Here is a 16,564-nt window from a genome sequence, read left to right as displayed (position 1 = left end):
GGCCGTTAATGGCTGACATGTATATTCTTTCACCAGATGATCAAGTGCTGACAGTGCTGTCCAGCGACGGACAAGAAGCGTGCAGATTTTGGGATGCCAAATACAAAGAAGAGCTGAATAAAGGCTCTTCTTTTTCTTTTGTAGCTGATGCTTCCCATCCTGATGCGCGCTATTTGTTTGAGGAGAATCAAGTCATCTTTAGAGATAAAGACGGCATTCTTCGTTTGTTTGTGATCAAGGAACTTGACGACACGGACGAAAACTCAGAGGTCAACACTCTAGTAACATGTGAAGCTGCCATGATGGAGCTTGCAGAAACCTTTGTGAAAGACTTCCGGCCAACTGACAAAACAGCACAATATGTCCTGGACAACGTGCTTGCCCGTTCTCGGTGGGTTGCGGAGGTAAGCGCTGAACTTGGTACGAACTCTACTACGTTTTATAAGAAAACAGCTTTAGAATGTATTGCTGAAGTGATAAACATCTGGGGCGGCGAGCTTCAAGATTCTATCGAATTTGATGGAAACAAGATCACAAAGAGAATTATCAAGATATTGCCACGACGAGGAAAAGACAGCGGGAAACGCTTTGAGATAGATAAAGATACAGAGAATATCAAAAGGACAGTCATCAGCTACCCATTGACAGCTCTTTGGGGATATGGTGCCTCTATTGCCTCAACAGACGAAGACGGAGAAGAGACGGGCGGTTATTCGAGGTTTATTGACTTCTCGGAAGTAGAGTGGAAGAAATCAAAAGGTGATCCTGTTGATAAACCACTGGGGCAGGAATGGGTTGGAGATCCTGATCTATTAAAAAGGCTGGGACGCCTTAAAAACGGTGAATTGATCCACAGAGAAGGACAATACAACAATGAAGATATAACTGATCCAGCAGAGCTTTTAAAAGCCACGTACAACCATCTCATTACGACAGCATCAAAAACTGAGGTGAATTATGAGCTGTCAGTTCAATTGCTTCAGAATGTACCAGGTTATGAGCATGAGCACGTTGAGCTGGGCGATACGACAATTGCCATAGACCGAAACTTTGCTATTCCGATAGAAACGTCGCAACGCATCATTTCCATGGAATACGACATCACAGACCCGGACAATACCTGTGTAGTGGAAATAGGGCAGTTTTTATCAGTGCTCCAAGGTGATGATCGGATTAATCAGATAGAGAATATACTCGATAAAAATCGAGGTACTTGGGAGAGGAAGCCAGACGTTGGCGAAGTCACTGACGGCAGTTTCCCTGACATTGTGCCCACAGTCCCTTCTAATGTATCTGTTAAGGGGCTTTTTTCGGGTGTGAGTATCACATGGGATTACGACCCTTCTTCTTATATTGCGGCTTATGAGGTTTATGGATCGCAAATAAAAGGATTCACCCCATCTATCGAAAACCGGCTATGGCGAGGCAAACAAAGCGGGTACCTACATGAAAATGCTGGCGTTGATAACGTTTGGTACTATCGCATACGGGCTGTTAACTACCATGAAAAAGCAAGCGAATTCACAGCAGAGTTTTCGGCAAAAACTCAGCGGATTCTAACGGATGACATCATGTTCAACAGCATTATAGCGGATCGGCTGGCGAATTTAGCCGTCACGGCTGATAAACTGGCGCGCAACTTTGACCAAGGTAATATCTTCCCGGGCTCTCTTTTAAAGGCGAAATGGTTTTACGATTACACATATACCTCTCATACAGTACAGGAAAAAGAATTTAATGAAATGACGGTTTCTCAGACTCAATTGACTGATCAATTATTTTTTGGTGTTTGTGGGCTAAGGGTAGCGCCGAATAATATCCAAAGAATGAAGCTTGAGCAAGGGAAAACATACACTCTTTCTTTTGAAGTGAAAAGAAATAACACAACTGATTTGAACTATATTCACCTTAAAGAAACGAATTCATGGTACAGGATAAGCGGCACAGATTTATCGGATATTTCTTCCTATCCTTCTGATCAGTTTGTCAGGGTTAATATTAAATTCACAGCCCCTACGACAAGCTCTGTATATACAATAGGCATCGGCGGCTTTAACAGGAATAACAATACAGAGTTATGCTCGTTCGTCATTCGAAAATTGCAAGTTCGCGAAGGCGATACGATAAAGGAGTATGGATACAGTCCTTATGACACACAACTAACGGACAACGTTATTGACGGTGATTACATCCAAGCCCTTTCTATCGGATCTGCTCATATACAAGAGGCAGCGATAGGAACAGCACACATCCAAAAAGCAGCCATAACAAGTGCGCAAATTGCTGAGGCGGCAATAGGAACAGCAGCCATTCAAAACGCTGCTATCGCAAAAGCTCACCTGAAAACAGCGATAATTGATACCGTCCATATCATTGACGGAGCCATTACAAACGCCAAGATTGGCAGTTTGTCAGCTGACAAAATAAATTCTGGTACGATTAATTCTATTAATATTACAGGTTCATTGATCAAAGGCGGCAAATTCCAAGCATTGAACACTAACCGTGATTTTGATTCTTATTTTGATGGAGACAAGCTATATCAGTACAGAAGATCAACTGCCTCAGGAACATATGGGGAATACACAAAATTAGACGTGCAGTCTAGCCTTATATATCAAGAGAGCGGATATGTAGACTCTGATGGTTCAAACCAGGAAATCTATCGAAGTGTAAGCATAGGGGATGGGAAGATTTCAGTTAAAGGGACTGGTAGAACCTCAACCGAAAGCGATGTCCCCGTTGTTGAAATGTACGGCTCTAAAGGAAGCGGCACTACAGGTGTACAAGGAATTATAGCGATTTCCAACGAATCGCCTACAAATAGACCGAAAGATATTTTCACACTGACAGGAGAGGTAAGCTCTATTGACATTGATGAATTAAATTATTTTTCATCATTCCAAAATAGGGCGCGTATTTCAGGTTCTTCTACTTTATTAGAATTAAAACCTAGTAATGCGGAAATTGATGTTTCAGGCGGCATACGAATGAAGTCGTCGAAGCGAACAATATTCGAAGGTGCGCCAGTCGAACTGCCAAAAAGCTCAATAATATATCCAGGAGACAGCCAATACACTACCGCAGAAAAAATCGTAGGCGGCAATGTAACTTCTCTTGTCACAGATATCCACGGAGAATTACAAAACAACATGTGCATATGCGTTACTCAATGTGATGTTGTATTAACGAGTGGTGGATCATATGCCTATGGTTATACTACGATCAACTTTGTTGATGGAAATTCACAAGGTGCAGAAAATATTTTTGCTGTGATGGCTACACCTTACGGATCTAATGCCAATAATGTGACTGCGGGGATAATGAGTCAATCCTCTAAAGGCTTTCAAGTTCATGTTAGGGGAACAGGCGCAAAGGATATGACCAGTGCATCCATAACGGTAAGATTAGTTGTCTTTTATGAAAAAACATAAGGAGGGAGGGATTTGATCAAAGAATTTGTTTTTAATCCTAGTAGCCGTTCGTATATAGAAGGGTTAGAAATGACAGAAACAATTGAGGGAATATCCCTTTCAGCTTGTAATTATCACGAATCAAAATTTGAAAAGGTGTTCTCCATGGACACAGTTGAATTTGACATCAAGACCGAATCAGAAAGAGTTGTCGGGTACGGGCTTCATATTGTCTATGTGAAAGCAACTGGCACAATGGAATATAAACTGTTTCGTATGGTAGCAGATCAAGACGGCTATTTTTGTGACTATATAGATAGTACCGAATACATGTTGATGAAACCAATTCTTCGTGTGTCAGTTTCTCCTGATGGGACGAAGTCAGGAGAATTTTACTTGCACCCTAAAGGCTAAAGGAGAGCAATGAAATGAAACTGGAGCCAATCGAAATAACTCCTCCAAATGATGCAAAAACAACGGAGGAGCAAATGAAAGAACAAATTTTAGATTTACAAAGAATGTGTAATGTTTTAATGGTAAACCAGCCATAAGATCGGAGAGATTCGATGGAAAAACGAAGTGTGTTTTACAACTTTTTTGAGGATTGCTGGAAGAATGGGACTGTTTTAACCATTGAGCTCAAAACACACGTTCAAAAGGGCCGTCTTACGCAAGAAGAGTTTGACGAGATAACAGCCCTTGAGCGCGGAAACGCTTATCCTGACCAAATAGAATAGGAGAATCAATATGGAAGAAAAGAAAACAAACGAAATGGATTTAGAAACGAAAGCGGAGCTATTCGAACGAAAAGCGGCAGCTTATCGCCAAAATTGGATGGATGCTGAAGATGTAATATTGTCGTATCAGTACCTATCAGAAAAAGATAAGCAGCTTTTAGCGGAAAAAGAGCAAGAAATCCAGCATCTGAAGGAACATATTGAGAAGTTAGAAAAGAACCTCAACAACTTGAAAGGTCCAGTAAAACTAAATCATCAAAAAAATTAAGCGGCGGAGAAGCGGCTTTTTTATTTTGCCTCTAAGGAGGTGATAACAAGAAATGGAGGAAACGACTGTGTTTATTAATTTTGAAACATTGGATTTAGCGAGGATTTACCTGTTCGGAGGTGTGAAATATCTCGATTTACTACTGGTCCTCAGCATAATTGACGTCATAACAGGCGTAATCAAGGCATGGAAATTTAAGAAGCTGCGGAGCCGGAGCGCTTGGTTCGGTTATGTCCGGAAGATGCTCAGCTTTTTGGTGGTTATTGTGGCAAACATTATTGATACAATTCTCAACCTGAACGGTGTTCTCACATTTGGGACCGTTCTTTTTTATATCGCCAATGAAGGGCTTTCCATTACGGAGAACCTGGCACAAATTGGCGTTAAGATTCCGGCTGCGATTACGGACCGACTTCATGTAATTGAAGAAGAAAACGAACAAACAACCAAAAAGGATGAACAAGCTGCTGGGTAATCCATCGGCTCTTTTTATTTCAAAAACAGAATAGGAGAGATTTTCATGACAATTGCAGTGAAAAAGAACCTTGTATCAGAAGCAAAATACGCTTTAAAATGTCCTAATCCGATGGCCGCGGAATACATCACCATTCATAACACTTACAATGATGCATCTGCTGCTAATGAGGTCAGCTATATGATCGGAAACACAAGTTCAACGAGTTTCCACTTTGCTGTTGATGACAAAGAGGTAAGGCAGGGCATCCCAACAGATCGCAATGCATGGCACACAGGAGACGGCACAAACGGTCCCGGTAACCGTAAATCTATCGGCGTTGAAATCTGCTACAGCAAGTCAGGAGGGCCTAAATACAGGGCTGCTGAAAAGTTAGCTATCAAGTTTGTTGCTCAGCTGCTTAAAGAACGCGGCTGGGGTATTGATCGAGTGAGGAAGCATCAAGATTGGAGCGGAAAGTATTGCCCACACCGTATTTTAGCAGAGGGACGCTGGAATGAAGTCAAAGCGGCGATTGATGCAGAATTAAAAGCGCTGGGCGGCAAATCATCAAGCAAGAAAACAACTTCATCTAAGACAGCGAAAAAAACAAGCTCAACCAAAAAGAAATCAGCCTTTAATCTGCCTTCTGGCATCTTTAAAGTGAGAAGTCCATTGATGCATAGCGATGCAGTCAAGCAGATCCAAACAGCACTTTCGGCATTGCATTTCTATCCGGATAAGAAAGCCAAAAACTTTGGGATCGATAGCTATTATGGACCGAAAACCGCCGATGCCGTCAGACGGTTCCAGTTGATGAACGGACTAACTCCTGATGGTATTTACGGACCGAAAACGAAGGCGAAGCTGGAAGCACTATTGAAGTAAAAAAAGAAAATCCCTTCCTTATAGGAGGGGATTTTTTTAACTATTGCTTTTCGAGCGTAAGAGGAATCTTCCTGCCAAGTCAATCAGAATATAAACGACAAAGAAAATGATAATCCAACTGATAAAATCAGCCCATATGTTGTTCAAGTTTAACATACCAGCCTTATCTAATCCTGATTGAATCAGCATTGACACCAATGTTGCAATGAAGACATATACAAACCATGCTTTCAATATTGATCACTCCTAGATGTTATCCGATAAATTTACATACATACTTTGTAACGTCGTTATAATCCTCATATCTTTTACAGAACTCATATCCACCCATATCTAATAGTTTTTTGCCTAACCAAGCTAAGCCAGCACCAGCAAGAACTTTCACAGCCCACCAAATAATAGGAGCAATTGTTGGGTTATTTTTTATTTCTTTTATTGCGCTTACTTGTTGATCATATGTTTCTTTAGCTTGATCAGGTGACAACGATTCTAAATAATTTTTCATTTGGACTGCATCAGCCAATTTGATTCCGGATGCAATAGCTTTTTCAACATCGAAACTGTACTTACTTGTCTCTTTGTCAAATGTAGACGCTTCATAAAAAGCTAATGCCAACTGTTCAGCTGCTTTTTTATCTTGATAATCATTATTTGCCTGTGCAGCTTGAGCTTGTGGAGTGCCAAAGATAGATGCAAAACCCAAAGCTAAAACCAACCCCAAAACAATCGCAAACTTAGTCTTAAAACTTCCGATTACACTATTCATTTTTGGTTCTCCTTCCCTTTAAATTTGAAGCAATTAGAGTCTAACATTTCATAATATAATTTTCCATAGTTATAATAAAGTTGGTAGTAAGGTAGCATGAACATAAAGTGAAAGGACTTCTAAAGTTGTGTTCTTATGAACTCAAAATTGACATATTGACTATTGGGAAATTGCTGGGGTCTATAAAAAGCCCTATTACCTGAGTAGGGCTTTAATTAAACCATAGTTTCATTTCTTATCCTAAAAAATCAAAGTAAGGGAATTTTTTCGCTATATCTATTGACGGTTGTAAATAGATATTGTATAATTAAAGTATAGAAAGGAGGTGCTGAAGTGGACGAGGTAAGAAACTGGATTCTTGCTATCGCTGGTATCGTGACCATCATCAAACACATCTACGACATATGGCAGAAGGAAAGCGAAAAGCATAGCAAGAAAAAGAAAAAGCGCTCCCGCCGGGTAAGCAAGAAGCGCTGATACACAGTGAGCAAAGGGGAGTAAATCCCCTTGCTCTATACAGTATACTGCAAAATTGAATTACAGTATACCGTAAAGGCCCACGTCCACGATAGTATGAAAAAATATTTTAAGCAGTACAGCACAGCAGATTTTGCCGTTTTGCTGATTTTGGTTGCCGGGATAGTTGCAATTGATCTGACCGATGAGGGTATGTCTGGAAAGATTGCGCATACTGTATTGATGATAGCCGTTGTTATTACCTTGTTAAAAGGATTCATTATGATGTGGAGAGAAAGCCGACATGAAAGAAAGCGAAAAAATTAAGTTTATCCAGGAAGAAGTTTTGACTGCAGCGGAAGCGGGAGAGCTGCTTGGAGTCACCCGGCAGCGTTTAAGCACTCTTGTGACTTCTGGAAAGCTCAAGCCGGTTAAAAAGGTTGGGACAGTTGCGTTGTTTTTGCTTGGACATGTACAAGCCCTTAAAAAAGAATTAGAAGCCGGCCGGAAGAAATACCGGCCGTACGATGACTGATACAAAACTTTTGTCACGGAAATAGACTAAATAGAAAAATATATGTTTGTTGGGGATAATATGGTAAATTTTTATATGTGTGTATTTCTAATGAAAAGGGGTAATCAAATTGGATGAGTCAAAACCTATAAGAAGATCAAAGGTTGTGAAAACTGAACCTTCACCAGAAGATAAAAGCAAACAAGTAATGGAAATGTTGATGGGCATTGTGAGTAATTCAACACAGCAAACGATTCGAACTATGAATATTGAAAATAAGCTTGATAATGTTGCAATTTTTGTGGATTACGATAATGTCTATTGGTCATTAATGAATAATTTTAATCATGATCCGGACCATGAATTAGAAGAGAAAAATCTATTTTCAAAATTGTGGGATAGATACGGTCAAGATAACGTCAGAGCCTTTAGAGTATACGCGGACTTCCAAAAAATAAGAAGTAGCTTAACGAGGTTACAAAAGAAACGCGTTCAAATTCGTCATGTTTATTCAAACGGCAAAGAAGGAGATTATCGCAAAAATTCTTCTGACATAGAGCTTTGCATCGATGCAATCGAAAATACTTATAAAGATCCTTCAATAAGTTGTTACGTGTTTGTAACTGCCGATAGTGACATGATTCCGATCATGAGTAGGTTAATGTACAAGGGTAAAAGAGTGGAACTTTTTTATTTATCTAAAACTGCTCCCAAATATGTTGAGATGAAGCAATACGTACATTATGCTGAGGACTTAGTCGAGTTGCTTGGGGTCGAAGAGAAAAAATATGACCTTGCTAAACTCTCAATTCAAATCCTTATTGAAATAAAGAAATGGCACGAATCTAACGCAGATAGAGAAGATCGCTTTTTGGGCATAGGATGGTTGAAAAAAGATTTAGTTGCAAAATTAGCTGTTCCTGCCGAACTTGTTAGTGAACTGTTAGAAGATCTTAAGCAACAGAGCTTAATTATTGAAGAGGCGAAAGAGTTAACAAAAGGAATGAAAAAAGGCTCCTCAAGAAATCAAATTGTATGTTCTGAATCCGGCTTGGCTAAAATACTTGAATCAGAAGATCAACTACAAGTTGTAAAATAATTGCTTTTTTTGCTTGACAGGAAATATATATTGGTTGTATTATGAATACACATTAGAAACACATACACTATAATTACTATTCACTATATTATTCACTATAGAAAGCAGGGAGATACCCTGCTTTCTTATTTTATTTAAAAGTCCACATCTTTTTATGCTTATCCCACTTCAATTCACCTTTCATCAAAAGGTTCTTCACAGTTGCACGGATATCCTCTTCACTCTTTCCTGTTTTCCTTTTCAAATCATTCAAAGTTGGGTTCTTTCCATATAACTGCATGTTCACTATGATCTGATATACTTTCCGTTCAAAATCAGTCATTTGATCATCTCCCTAAAGGGATTATATAAGAACAAATGTTCCGACTGCAAATATCATGTTATTTTTTGAAAAATAACACGAAAATAACGAAAATCCCACTCAACTGTGAAAAGATGCGGTTTCTTCTTGTTTTATCTTCGTTGTTTTTTATCACGGGAACCCTTGAATGAAAGAGTCTGAAATCATGCGAAAATAGGGTGAATTATGGGCGGAATGATGTAATCAAACGGCGAAAACCCTTGATATACCAAGGGTTTGTCGGCAACGGACGTCATTTTTGATGCCCTTTTGATGCCATTTATAAATTTTCGAGGCTTCTTACGAGTTCACACTTGTGAGAGGCTTCTTTTTTCTGTCTTTTGTGATGTGTAAATAAACCTGTGTAGTATGTACGGGCTCACATGGCATTTATGGACCGAAAACAAAAGCAAAAATTGAAGTGTTATTGAAGTAATAAAAAGGTCCCTTGAAATTCAAAGGACCTACAAAAGTTTCAATCATCACTCTTATACCTTTTTGGGATCTTGTCTCTCCAGATAAGCATAAGTTCTTTGAATTTTTCTGTCTCCATAAAACTCTTATCATTTTCACTTTCTGTATAAAGGTGTTCCACTACTGTTTCATCTTTTTTTATATATGCAATGGTGGTGTTTAATTGAATCTCATATTCTTCAGAAGAACCATCCAATACTTCAAGAACAATATTTAAGCATTCATAAGCTTCCTCTACTGAAACAATATCTTCTATGAAATCGGAAAAGTATTCTAGTTCTGTTGGAGGAACTAATCTTAAGTATTCTAAAGGGTCTCTTTTAAATTCAAATGAATATACAAAGATAAATCAGTCCTTCCTTTTATTTATTCTTAGTTTACTGTCTCCGTTCATTACTCCTCGTAGAGCTTAGTTACTAACTCGGTAAATAGGGTTTAAAAATTATGGTCCAAACCTTTGTTATTTCTCTCTCTATTGCAGACAGGAGACCATATTGGTATACTCTCATACGACAAAAAAGACTCAGTTATCTAAAAAATAATGCCACCAACACTCTTAGACGGTCTCCCCCTAGGAAAGTACTGTCAAAGAGAAATCCTGTTAAAATGTCTATTTGTGCTGCTTTTTTTTAGCTACTAAAAGACAATGTTTTCCTTGCAATTAGAAACTAGTCTTTTATTTAAAGCAACAGAATAATGATATCCGATCCCCAAAATTCACTGTCCATGGAGTTAGATTCTTGATGAAATCCGTCCCAACTCTATGGAGACAGACAATCCAATTATCAACTCTGATATTAGTTTTTTTATGATTATCAAGGAGGACTTAATAGTGCATTTCTCAAAAATGATAGATCGTTTGGCTTTATATGATTTACATAGAAAAAGAAGCAAAGATAAACATTTTTCTGCTGCTTTTACAACCGAAATAGATGATAGAGAGGAATTTTACACTGCAAATATAGCTGATGTTTCAATTGATTTGAATGAATCTAAAAAAAATTATAGGGTTGGAACATTTAGTTATGAATCCTTACTTCAATCTGGGAATCCTGTTAATGATACTTTAGAAGGGGAGGTTTTTTTAAATGAAAATGATATAGATCAACCCAATGTCATCTTTGTACACGGCTGGCGCATGGATTCGTACAATAGAATCAAAAAAATATTTCATAATCGTATAATGAACGATTTAGGCTGGAACATGTATTATTATTCTCTTCCATACCATTTTGAAAGAGAACCGGAAAATTCACTGTATAGTGGCGAGTTGATGATTAGTGCAAATATTGATCGTACAATTGAGTCGACAAGACAGGCCGTTGTAGATTTACGAGCGTTAATTCATTGGATAAAAGCAAATAAAAAAGGCCCTGTTATCATAGTGGGAGTAAGCTTAGGAGGATGGGTTACTAATCTAATTGCTACCCTAGAATCTCAAATTGATGCAGTGGTATCAATCTTTTATGCCAATCGCCTTTCTTATTCGATATGGAACACGATCCCAGGTAAATACATAAGAGAAGAATTAGAACAAAATGGTGTGATCTATGAAGATTTAATAAAATATTGGAAGATCACAGATCCTAGTCAAGCCTTGCCGAAAGTTAATAAAGATAACATTCTGCTGATTTCTGCTAAACACGATCAATATATTGACTTAAAAGATGCAGAGTATTTATGGGAATGTTGGGAAAAACCAACAAGATATGTCTACAATTGTGGTCATTCAGGTATTGTACTTTGTCGCAAAAAGGTGGCAAATGATACGCTTTCCTTTATACAAGAAAGAATACATACGGGAAAACCTGATTCAGTACATTTGTAAACCTTATAAGAAATGAAAGACCAACTGCGACTTCAGTTGGTCTTTCCTATTTATTAATAAAGAAACTGAGTGAGATTGATGACAAAACTACTATGCTTGCTAGTCGTTTTCTTTAATCACCCTTGCCAATAGTTCCACCTCACCCCGAATCCCAATCGCAGGCTCCCACGAATCAATCAAACGAATCGCCTTCTGATTGAATTCCATCGCTTTCGTTTTCTCTCCGTTACGATACAACAGCTGTGCCATCCCATAATCATAATAGATCAACTCAACTTGATTCGCGTTATGTTTGTCATAAAGCATCTGCTCAAAGGCTTCTTCCGCTTTTTCAAACTGACCACATTTCACGTAAGCGACACCCAGATTGAAATAGGCTTCTATCGTTTTTTCGCCGCCGTACGTGGAGCTGATTTCATTTGCGGCTTCGTATAATTGAATGGCTTCTTCATCATGACCTCTCGCGAAGCTTAGGTCTCCGCGAACCAGCAGAACCCTATGTTGAATCGTAGGGGAAATTGGTTGATCTTCGATTTTGTTTAAAATGGTCTTTGCTTTTTCCTGTTGCCCGGCTTTTAAAAACAGCCTTGCTTTGAGTGCGTGTCCCCAAACCTTTAGATCATGGGCATCGTGAGTATCTGATTGTTCCAGAATCCTCAATCCAGCTTCAATTTGCTGTAAGGCCCCGTCTAAATCATTGACTTCCATCAGTGCCCAGCCTGCTGTGTCGATTCGGAAGAACGCTTCTCGTGTGTGTTTGCCTAATTGATGGGCGGCGTCGGCGGCTTTGCACCCGTATTCGATTCGCAGGGGCAGGTTGATTCTGCTCAGAAAATGGCTGATGCGGGTGATGAGTTCGATTAGGATTTCTTTTTGTTCGGTTTCGCTTGACCATTTGATGACCTTTAAGATATTTGGCCATTCTTGTTTCATTTGATCTAAGTTCCGTCCCAGCAGGTAGCTCCAATAGATAGAGTTTGGCTTTTCCCGCTTTAAATGGGTTTCGGCATAATCAATATAATAGCGGGCCCAGCGGCTGCGGGCTTCTTTTTCATATTCGTGATGTTCGGACAAGTGCTGTTCTCCGTAAGCGACAACGGTTTGATGCGCTAAGTATTGTGTCCTTACCTCGCTTCGCTCCGGCTGAATCAGAGCATACGACCGCATTTGTTCTATTGCGTAATGAAAACGGCGGGTGTCTAATCCGGGCGCTGCCGCCAGGCTGTTTTTATCCGGCGGCTTGCTGAAAAAGCAAAGCGTTTGCCATAGCTTTCGTGTATCTTCGTTGCATCTGTCCCAGGTGCGGCCAAAGAGGAACTCAAACAATTCCAACAGAGAGTAGCCCGCTTTTCCAAGTTCATGAATCAGCTCCTGAGCGGGAATGTCATCGTCTGACATATAGGCGATGCTGAGTGCCATGGCTTTCGGGTTTCCGGCAGTCGCTGATATGAATTCGTTCTTCAGTTCAGACGATAGATGTAACAGCTGCTCCAGTTTTTCCTGTTTATGTGGGAGGTTGCATGTTTGTAAGCAGCGATGCACTTCTTGATGAAAAAATACTAGGGCATCTGTTTGGTCAAGGCCGCTCAGCTGGATGGCTGCCATTTCTCCAAAGCCTTCTCGATGGGTTTGCTTTACATTTTCCCGCGCTGTAAGGAGAACTTTTACGCCTTGTGGAAGGCTGGTGATAAATTCGTGAATGTCACGTTCTGCGGTATCAATGCTGTCAACGATCAGCAGTACCGTTTTTTCTCGAGTGTAATTGGCTAACGCATTGCGGACGACGAAGCGTTTTTCATTGATTGATTTATCGATTTGTTCTGTGCGCCCGAGCTGATAGGCGATCGTATTTAAAAAATCGCTAAAGCTTAAACCTTTCCAATCGGCGCTGACCCAGATGATGCTATTGAATGCCGGCCAATCTGAAGTATCATCGACACAGGAATAGGCAGCTTCAAGAGCGATTGTGGTTTTTCCCATGCCGGCCCAACCGGTGATTAAACAGACTGGTGACGGAGAAAGCATCCATTGCCGTATCGCTTCCATATCAAAGCTGCGTCCGATAAAGCTCCCGGACCAGCGTGACGGTATGTTATGCGTGATAGGCTGTTCTGTAAGCGCATTCGATTTTTGGACGGAGATATCATGAAACAGCCGTTTTACCGCTTTTTCAATATCGTCATCACTCGGAGCTCCGAATGAACCGTTTTTTCGCAGCGTTTTCGCTTTTTTGAGACAAGATGCCGCCCATACAGGCAATGCAGGTTTGATAACAGGGATGGTGGTGGTTTCCAGCAGGCCGGTCAGCCACTCGATATCCAAGTCGGTCTTTTCGAGAATGATCCAGATCATTCCGAACAGTTTTCCGTCGTCAATTCTTCCGGGAATATAGTTTGCACCCATCTGTCCGATCCAGCTTTTGATCGTGTTAGAGGAGACTCCCAACTGGAGTGCGATTTTATCTATATAAGACTGTCCTGTTTTTTCATTCTTTTTCCTTCTGACTTTGTAATCAGGATGAAGTTTTAGCGATTTGACGGCAGGTGCCAGCAGTTCTGCAAATTGTTTTCGGTTTTCAAGTTCAGCCATAAGCCTGCACCTCCTATTAGTACTATTTTATCAATCCAGCGTTTTTTGTATATGAAAAAATAAAAGTACAGTGCCGCTGTCCTTTTATACAGCAGGAAAGGCTGTTGAACGTCTTGAAAAGCAGATAAAATGGGGGCAGTAACAGAGAAAACAAAAATGTATGCACTTACATTTTATTTTCTAAAGAAAGGAATTTGCCAAATGACTCACACAGTACCTCAGAACATGAAAGCGGCTGTTATGCACAACACAAGAGAGATCAAAATTGAAACATTGCCTGTGCCTGACATCAATCATGATGAAGTGTTGATTAAGGTGATGGCTGTCGGAATTTGCGGATCGGATCTGCATTACTATACAAATGGCAGAATAGGAAATTATGTAGTAGAAAAACCATTTATTCTCGGTCATGAATGCGCGGGTGAAATTGCCGCAGTCGGATCGTCTGTCGAACAATTCAAGGTGGGAGACCGTGTAGCTGTTGAACCGGGTGTCACGTGCGGACGCTGTGAGGCGTGCAAGGAAGGACGTTATAACCTTTGTCCGGATGTACAGTTCTTGGCGACACCGCCAGTTGACGGCGCATTTGTCCAATATATCAAAATGCGTCAGGACTTTGTTTTTTCGATTCCGGATTCTCTTTCCTATGAAGATGCTGCTTTGATCGAACCGTTTTCTGTCGGCATTCATGCAGCGGCGAGAACGAAGCTTCAGCCCGGATCAACGATTGCGATTATGGGAATGGGGCCGGTGGGGTTAATGGCTGTTGCGGCAGCTAAAGCATTTGGGGCAGGCACAATTATCGTGACCGACTTAGAGCCGCTGCGGTTAGAAGCTGCGAAAAAAATGGGAGCGACTCATGTCATTCATATCCGTGAACAGGATGCGCTTGAAGAAATTAAGACAATCACGAATGATAGAGGCGTTGATGTTGCTTGGGAAACAGCGGGGAATCCAGCGGCATTGCAATCCGCACTGGCTTCTGTGCGCCGGGGCGGTAAACTGGCGATTGTCGGTTTGCCTTCTCAGAATGAGATTCCGCTCAGTGTGCCGTTTATTGCGGATAATGAGATTGATATTTACGGGATCTTCCGTTATGCCAATACGTATCCAAAGGGAATTGAATTTCTCGCTTCCGGCATTGTGGACACAAAGCATTTGGTTACGGACAAATATTCGCTGGAGCAGACGCAAGAGGCGATGGAGCGGGCGCTTCAATTTAAGAATGAATGCTTAAAAGTAATGGTGTATCCAAATCGCTGAGTGAACTGTGAGGGGGGGGCTTTGGATTCTCCCTCTTGTTTACTAAAAATGAAAACGGATTCTTGGGGTGGGAAATGATGATTGAAACAGAAAAAGTCACGGCATTGAAGGCGAAGCATCAGTCAAAATCCAGCACTGGCCTGTCCTGGTTTGAACGAATCGGATATGGTTTCGGTGATATGTCGTATAATATTGTCTTTCAGTTTGTAAACGCATACTTATTATTCTATTATACAGACGTCGGCGGCATTCAGCCTGCGGTGATCGCCACTTTGTTTCTTGTTGTGCGGGTGCTGGATGCTATTTTTGACCCGATTATGGGATTGATTTTAGACAAAACGAATACACGGTGGGGAAAGGCAAGGCCATATCTGCTGTGGGTGGCATTTCCTTTTGCGTTATTTACGTTTTTATGTTTCACGACGCCTCATTTCGGTGAGACGGGGAATATGGTATATGCGTACATCACCTATATTCTGCTTGGGATGTCCTTTAGTATGCAAACGATTCCGGTGAACAGCTTAACGGGTCGGATGACGAATTCTGTGGAGGAACGAACGGTTCTGACCACAACCCGGATGATTTTGGTGTATATCGGCATCCTTTTATCCATTTCCTGTGCGACACCGCTTGCAACTGCTATCGGAGGAGAGGATCAGGCGTTTGGATTTCAGATGACGGCGCTCATTTATGCGGCGGTCAGCATCGTTTTGAATCTATTCAGTTTCTTTACTGTACGGGAGCGGATTCAGCCTGAAAAGAGAAAAAAACAAGGGATCAAAAAGACGTTATCCGTTTTATTCCGAAACAAACCTTTGCTTATGTTAGTTTCATCATTTTTAGCTTTTGCGATCGGATTTAATATTAAGCTCAGCACGATGGTGTACTATTTTACGTATAACGTCAATCATAAAGAATTCGTGTTTTTGGGAACCGTTTTATTTTTCGGAGCAGCGCTGATCAGCAATCTGTTTATTCCTTTCTTTTCTGAGAAGTGGGGCAGAAAACAAGTCATGATCATCACGGCGGCTCTATCGCTTCTTTCTTACGCGGGCCTTCAGTTTACATCGTATTCTTCGATTCCGCTTATTTTCTTTTGGCTTTTCGTTTCTGGATTTTTCACGACGCCTTTGAATACCCTTGCTTGGGGAATGGTTGCCGATTGTGTCGATTATGCGGAATGGAAAACCGGGGTTCGCGCGGATGGTGTGGTGATTTCGAGCATGAGCTTTATTAATAAGCTGGGCGTTGCGTTAGCCGGGTCATTTTCAGCCATTTATTTAGGAATCGCCGGGTATGTCGCGAATACCGATCAGACGGCATCGTCATTGAATGCGATTAAAAATATGAATGCGCTCATTCCGGGATTGTTCATTCTGCTGTCTATTATTCTCATTTCTTTTTATCCTTTAACTGAAAAAAAATATAAGCAGGTGATGTCTGATCTGGAGCAAAGGGCTGCAAGATGAGTATAC

Annotated in this window: 17 protein-coding genes and 1 pseudogene; 15 read left to right on the top strand and 3 right to left on the bottom strand. The window is 40.6% G+C overall.

Annotation, left to right across the window (positions count from 1 at the left end; all coding sequences use genetic code 11):
- The first annotated feature begins 8 nt into the window (after positions 1-8).
- The 7 genes from JMN17_RS14010 to JMN17_RS13985 are packed head-to-tail and all read left to right on the top strand — an operon-like array spanning position 9 to position 5,760.
- Positions 9-3,434, top strand: coding sequence for a phage tail spike protein (locus tag JMN17_RS14010; RefSeq protein ID WP_202328368.1), 3,426 nt, complete (start codon positions 9-11; stop codon positions 3,432-3,434).
- 12 nt (positions 3,435-3,446) lie between these two features.
- The gene (locus tag JMN17_RS14005) at positions 3,447-3,827 is read left to right on the top strand and encodes a hypothetical protein (RefSeq protein ID WP_103803601.1); all 381 of its coding nucleotides are present in this window, start codon (positions 3,447-3,449) and stop codon (positions 3,825-3,827) included.
- A gap of 14 nt (positions 3,828-3,841) precedes the next feature.
- Entirely contained in the window at positions 3,842-3,964 is a 123-nt protein-coding gene (locus JMN17_RS21940; protein ID WP_258038971.1) for a hypothetical protein, read from the top strand.
- A 15-nt stretch (positions 3,965-3,979) separates the two neighbouring features.
- Entirely contained in the window at positions 3,980-4,150 is a 171-nt protein-coding gene (locus tag JMN17_RS14000) for an XkdX family protein (RefSeq protein ID WP_103803602.1), read from the top strand.
- A 10-nt stretch (positions 4,151-4,160) separates the two neighbouring features.
- Positions 4,161-4,418 carry a hypothetical protein gene (locus tag JMN17_RS13995; RefSeq protein WP_103803603.1) on the top strand — a complete coding sequence of 86 codons (258 nt, stop codon included), beginning with the start codon at positions 4,161-4,163 and terminating at the stop codon, positions 4,416-4,418.
- 52 nt (positions 4,419-4,470) lie between these two features.
- A complete protein-coding gene (locus JMN17_RS13990; RefSeq protein WP_103803604.1) occupies positions 4,471-4,893 on the top strand; it encodes a phage holin family protein in 423 nt (140 codons plus the stop codon).
- A 45-nt stretch (positions 4,894-4,938) separates the two neighbouring features.
- On the top strand, positions 4,939-5,760 hold the full coding sequence (locus tag JMN17_RS13985) for a peptidoglycan recognition protein family protein (RefSeq protein WP_202328367.1): 822 nt from the start codon (positions 4,939-4,941) through the stop codon (positions 5,758-5,760).
- Positions 5,761-6,013: 253 nt separating this feature from the next.
- Here the strand turns inward: JMN17_RS13985 and JMN17_RS13980 are convergent, their stop codons facing one another.
- Positions 6,014-6,526, bottom strand: coding sequence for a hypothetical protein (locus JMN17_RS13980; protein ID WP_202328366.1), 513 nt, complete (start codon positions 6,524-6,526; stop codon positions 6,014-6,016).
- A 333-nt stretch (positions 6,527-6,859) separates the two neighbouring features.
- Between JMN17_RS13980 and JMN17_RS13975 the strand changes: the two genes are divergently transcribed.
- From JMN17_RS13975 to JMN17_RS13960, 4 genes are all read left to right on the top strand, one after another.
- Entirely contained in the window at positions 6,860-7,003 is a 144-nt protein-coding gene (locus tag JMN17_RS13975) for a hypothetical protein (protein WP_010329784.1), read from the top strand.
- A gap of 30 nt (positions 7,004-7,033) precedes the next feature.
- Entirely contained in the window at positions 7,034-7,309 is a 276-nt protein-coding gene (locus JMN17_RS13970) for a hypothetical protein (RefSeq protein ID WP_017696610.1), read from the top strand.
- Complete coding sequence (locus JMN17_RS13965; RefSeq protein WP_202328365.1) at positions 7,287-7,517, top strand: helix-turn-helix domain-containing protein; 231 nt, start codon at positions 7,287-7,289, stop codon at positions 7,515-7,517. The genes JMN17_RS13970 and JMN17_RS13965 overlap by 23 nt, the downstream gene beginning before the upstream one ends.
- 109 nt (positions 7,518-7,626) lie before the next feature.
- A complete protein-coding gene (locus JMN17_RS13960) occupies positions 7,627-8,595 on the top strand; it encodes an NYN domain-containing protein (RefSeq protein ID WP_202328364.1) in 969 nt (322 codons plus the stop codon).
- Positions 8,596-8,725: 130 nt separating this feature from the next.
- Here JMN17_RS13960 and JMN17_RS13955 read toward each other — a convergent pair whose 3' ends face one another.
- Positions 8,726-8,917 carry a hypothetical protein gene (locus tag JMN17_RS13955; RefSeq protein WP_202328363.1) on the bottom strand — a complete coding sequence of 64 codons (192 nt, stop codon included), beginning with the start codon at positions 8,915-8,917 and terminating at the stop codon, positions 8,726-8,728.
- 1,188 nt (positions 8,918-10,105) lie between these two features.
- Here JMN17_RS13955 and JMN17_RS21775 point away from each other — a divergent pair.
- A pseudogene (locus JMN17_RS21775) lies at positions 10,106-10,403 on the top strand (abhydrolase domain-containing 18); the annotation flags it as partial.
- Between the two features lie 144 nt (positions 10,404-10,547).
- Positions 10,548-11,237 carry an alpha/beta hydrolase gene (locus JMN17_RS21770; RefSeq protein ID WP_313886383.1) on the top strand — a complete coding sequence of 230 codons (690 nt, stop codon included), beginning with the start codon at positions 10,548-10,550 and terminating at the stop codon, positions 11,235-11,237.
- A gap of 99 nt (positions 11,238-11,336) precedes the next feature.
- On the opposite strand, the gene JMN17_RS13945 is transcribed toward JMN17_RS21770, so the two are convergent.
- Entirely contained in the window at positions 11,337-13,826 is a 2,490-nt protein-coding gene (locus JMN17_RS13945) for a tetratricopeptide repeat protein (protein WP_202328361.1), read from the bottom strand.
- Positions 13,827-14,027: 201 nt separating this feature from the next.
- On the opposite strand from JMN17_RS13945, the gene gutB reads away from it, so the two are divergent.
- Both gutB and JMN17_RS13935 read left to right on the top strand, forming a co-directional pair.
- Entirely contained in the window at positions 14,028-15,089 is a 1,062-nt protein-coding gene (gutB, locus tag JMN17_RS13940; protein WP_202328360.1) for a sorbitol dehydrogenase, read from the top strand.
- Between the two features lie 77 nt (positions 15,090-15,166).
- Positions 15,167-16,558 carry an MFS transporter gene (locus JMN17_RS13935; protein WP_202328359.1) on the top strand — a complete coding sequence of 464 codons (1,392 nt, stop codon included), beginning with the start codon at positions 15,167-15,169 and terminating at the stop codon, positions 16,556-16,558.
- The last annotated feature ends 6 nt before the right edge of the window (positions 16,559-16,564 follow it).

Origin of the sequence: Bacillus sp. RHFS10 (assembly GCF_016757475.1) — a bacterium.
GTDB classification, from domain to species: domain Bacteria; phylum Bacillota; class Bacilli; order Bacillales; family Bacillaceae; genus Bacillus; species Bacillus subtilis_G.
This window is presented reverse-complemented; position numbering and strand designations above follow the sequence as displayed.

Bases quoted from the DNA above. Each gene is read 5' to 3' on its own strand.
- JMN17_RS21940 (WP_258038971.1), top strand. From the start codon at position 3,842: ATGAAACTGGAGCCAATCGAAATAACTCCTCCAAATGATGCAAAAACA.
- JMN17_RS13955 (WP_202328363.1), bottom strand. From the start codon at position 8,917: ATGACTGATTTTGAACGGAAAGTATATCAGATCATAGTGAACATGCAG.
- JMN17_RS13990 (WP_103803604.1), top strand. From the start codon at position 4,471: ATGGAGGAAACGACTGTGTTTATTAATTTTGAAACATTGGATTTAGCG.
- JMN17_RS13995 (WP_103803603.1), top strand. From the start codon at position 4,161: ATGGAAGAAAAGAAAACAAACGAAATGGATTTAGAAACGAAAGCGGAG.
- JMN17_RS14000 (WP_103803602.1), top strand. From the start codon at position 3,980: ATGGAAAAACGAAGTGTGTTTTACAACTTTTTTGAGGATTGCTGGAAG.
- JMN17_RS13980 (WP_202328366.1), bottom strand. From the start codon at position 6,526: ATGAATAGTGTAATCGGAAGTTTTAAGACTAAGTTTGCGATTGTTTTG.
- JMN17_RS13965 (WP_202328365.1), top strand. From the start codon at position 7,287: ATGAAAGAAAGCGAAAAAATTAAGTTTATCCAGGAAGAAGTTTTGACT.
- JMN17_RS13935 (WP_202328359.1), top strand. From the start codon at position 15,167: ATGATTGAAACAGAAAAAGTCACGGCATTGAAGGCGAAGCATCAGTCA.
- JMN17_RS21770 (WP_313886383.1), top strand. From the start codon at position 10,548: ATGGATTCGTACAATAGAATCAAAAAAATATTTCATAATCGTATAATG.
- gutB (WP_202328360.1), top strand. From the start codon at position 14,028: ATGACTCACACAGTACCTCAGAACATGAAAGCGGCTGTTATGCACAAC.
- JMN17_RS13985 (WP_202328367.1), top strand. From the start codon at position 4,939: ATGACAATTGCAGTGAAAAAGAACCTTGTATCAGAAGCAAAATACGCT.
- JMN17_RS13945 (WP_202328361.1), bottom strand. From the start codon at position 13,826: ATGGCTGAACTTGAAAACCGAAAACAATTTGCAGAACTGCTGGCACCT.
- JMN17_RS14010 (WP_202328368.1), top strand. From the start codon at position 9: ATGGCTGACATGTATATTCTTTCACCAGATGATCAAGTGCTGACAGTG.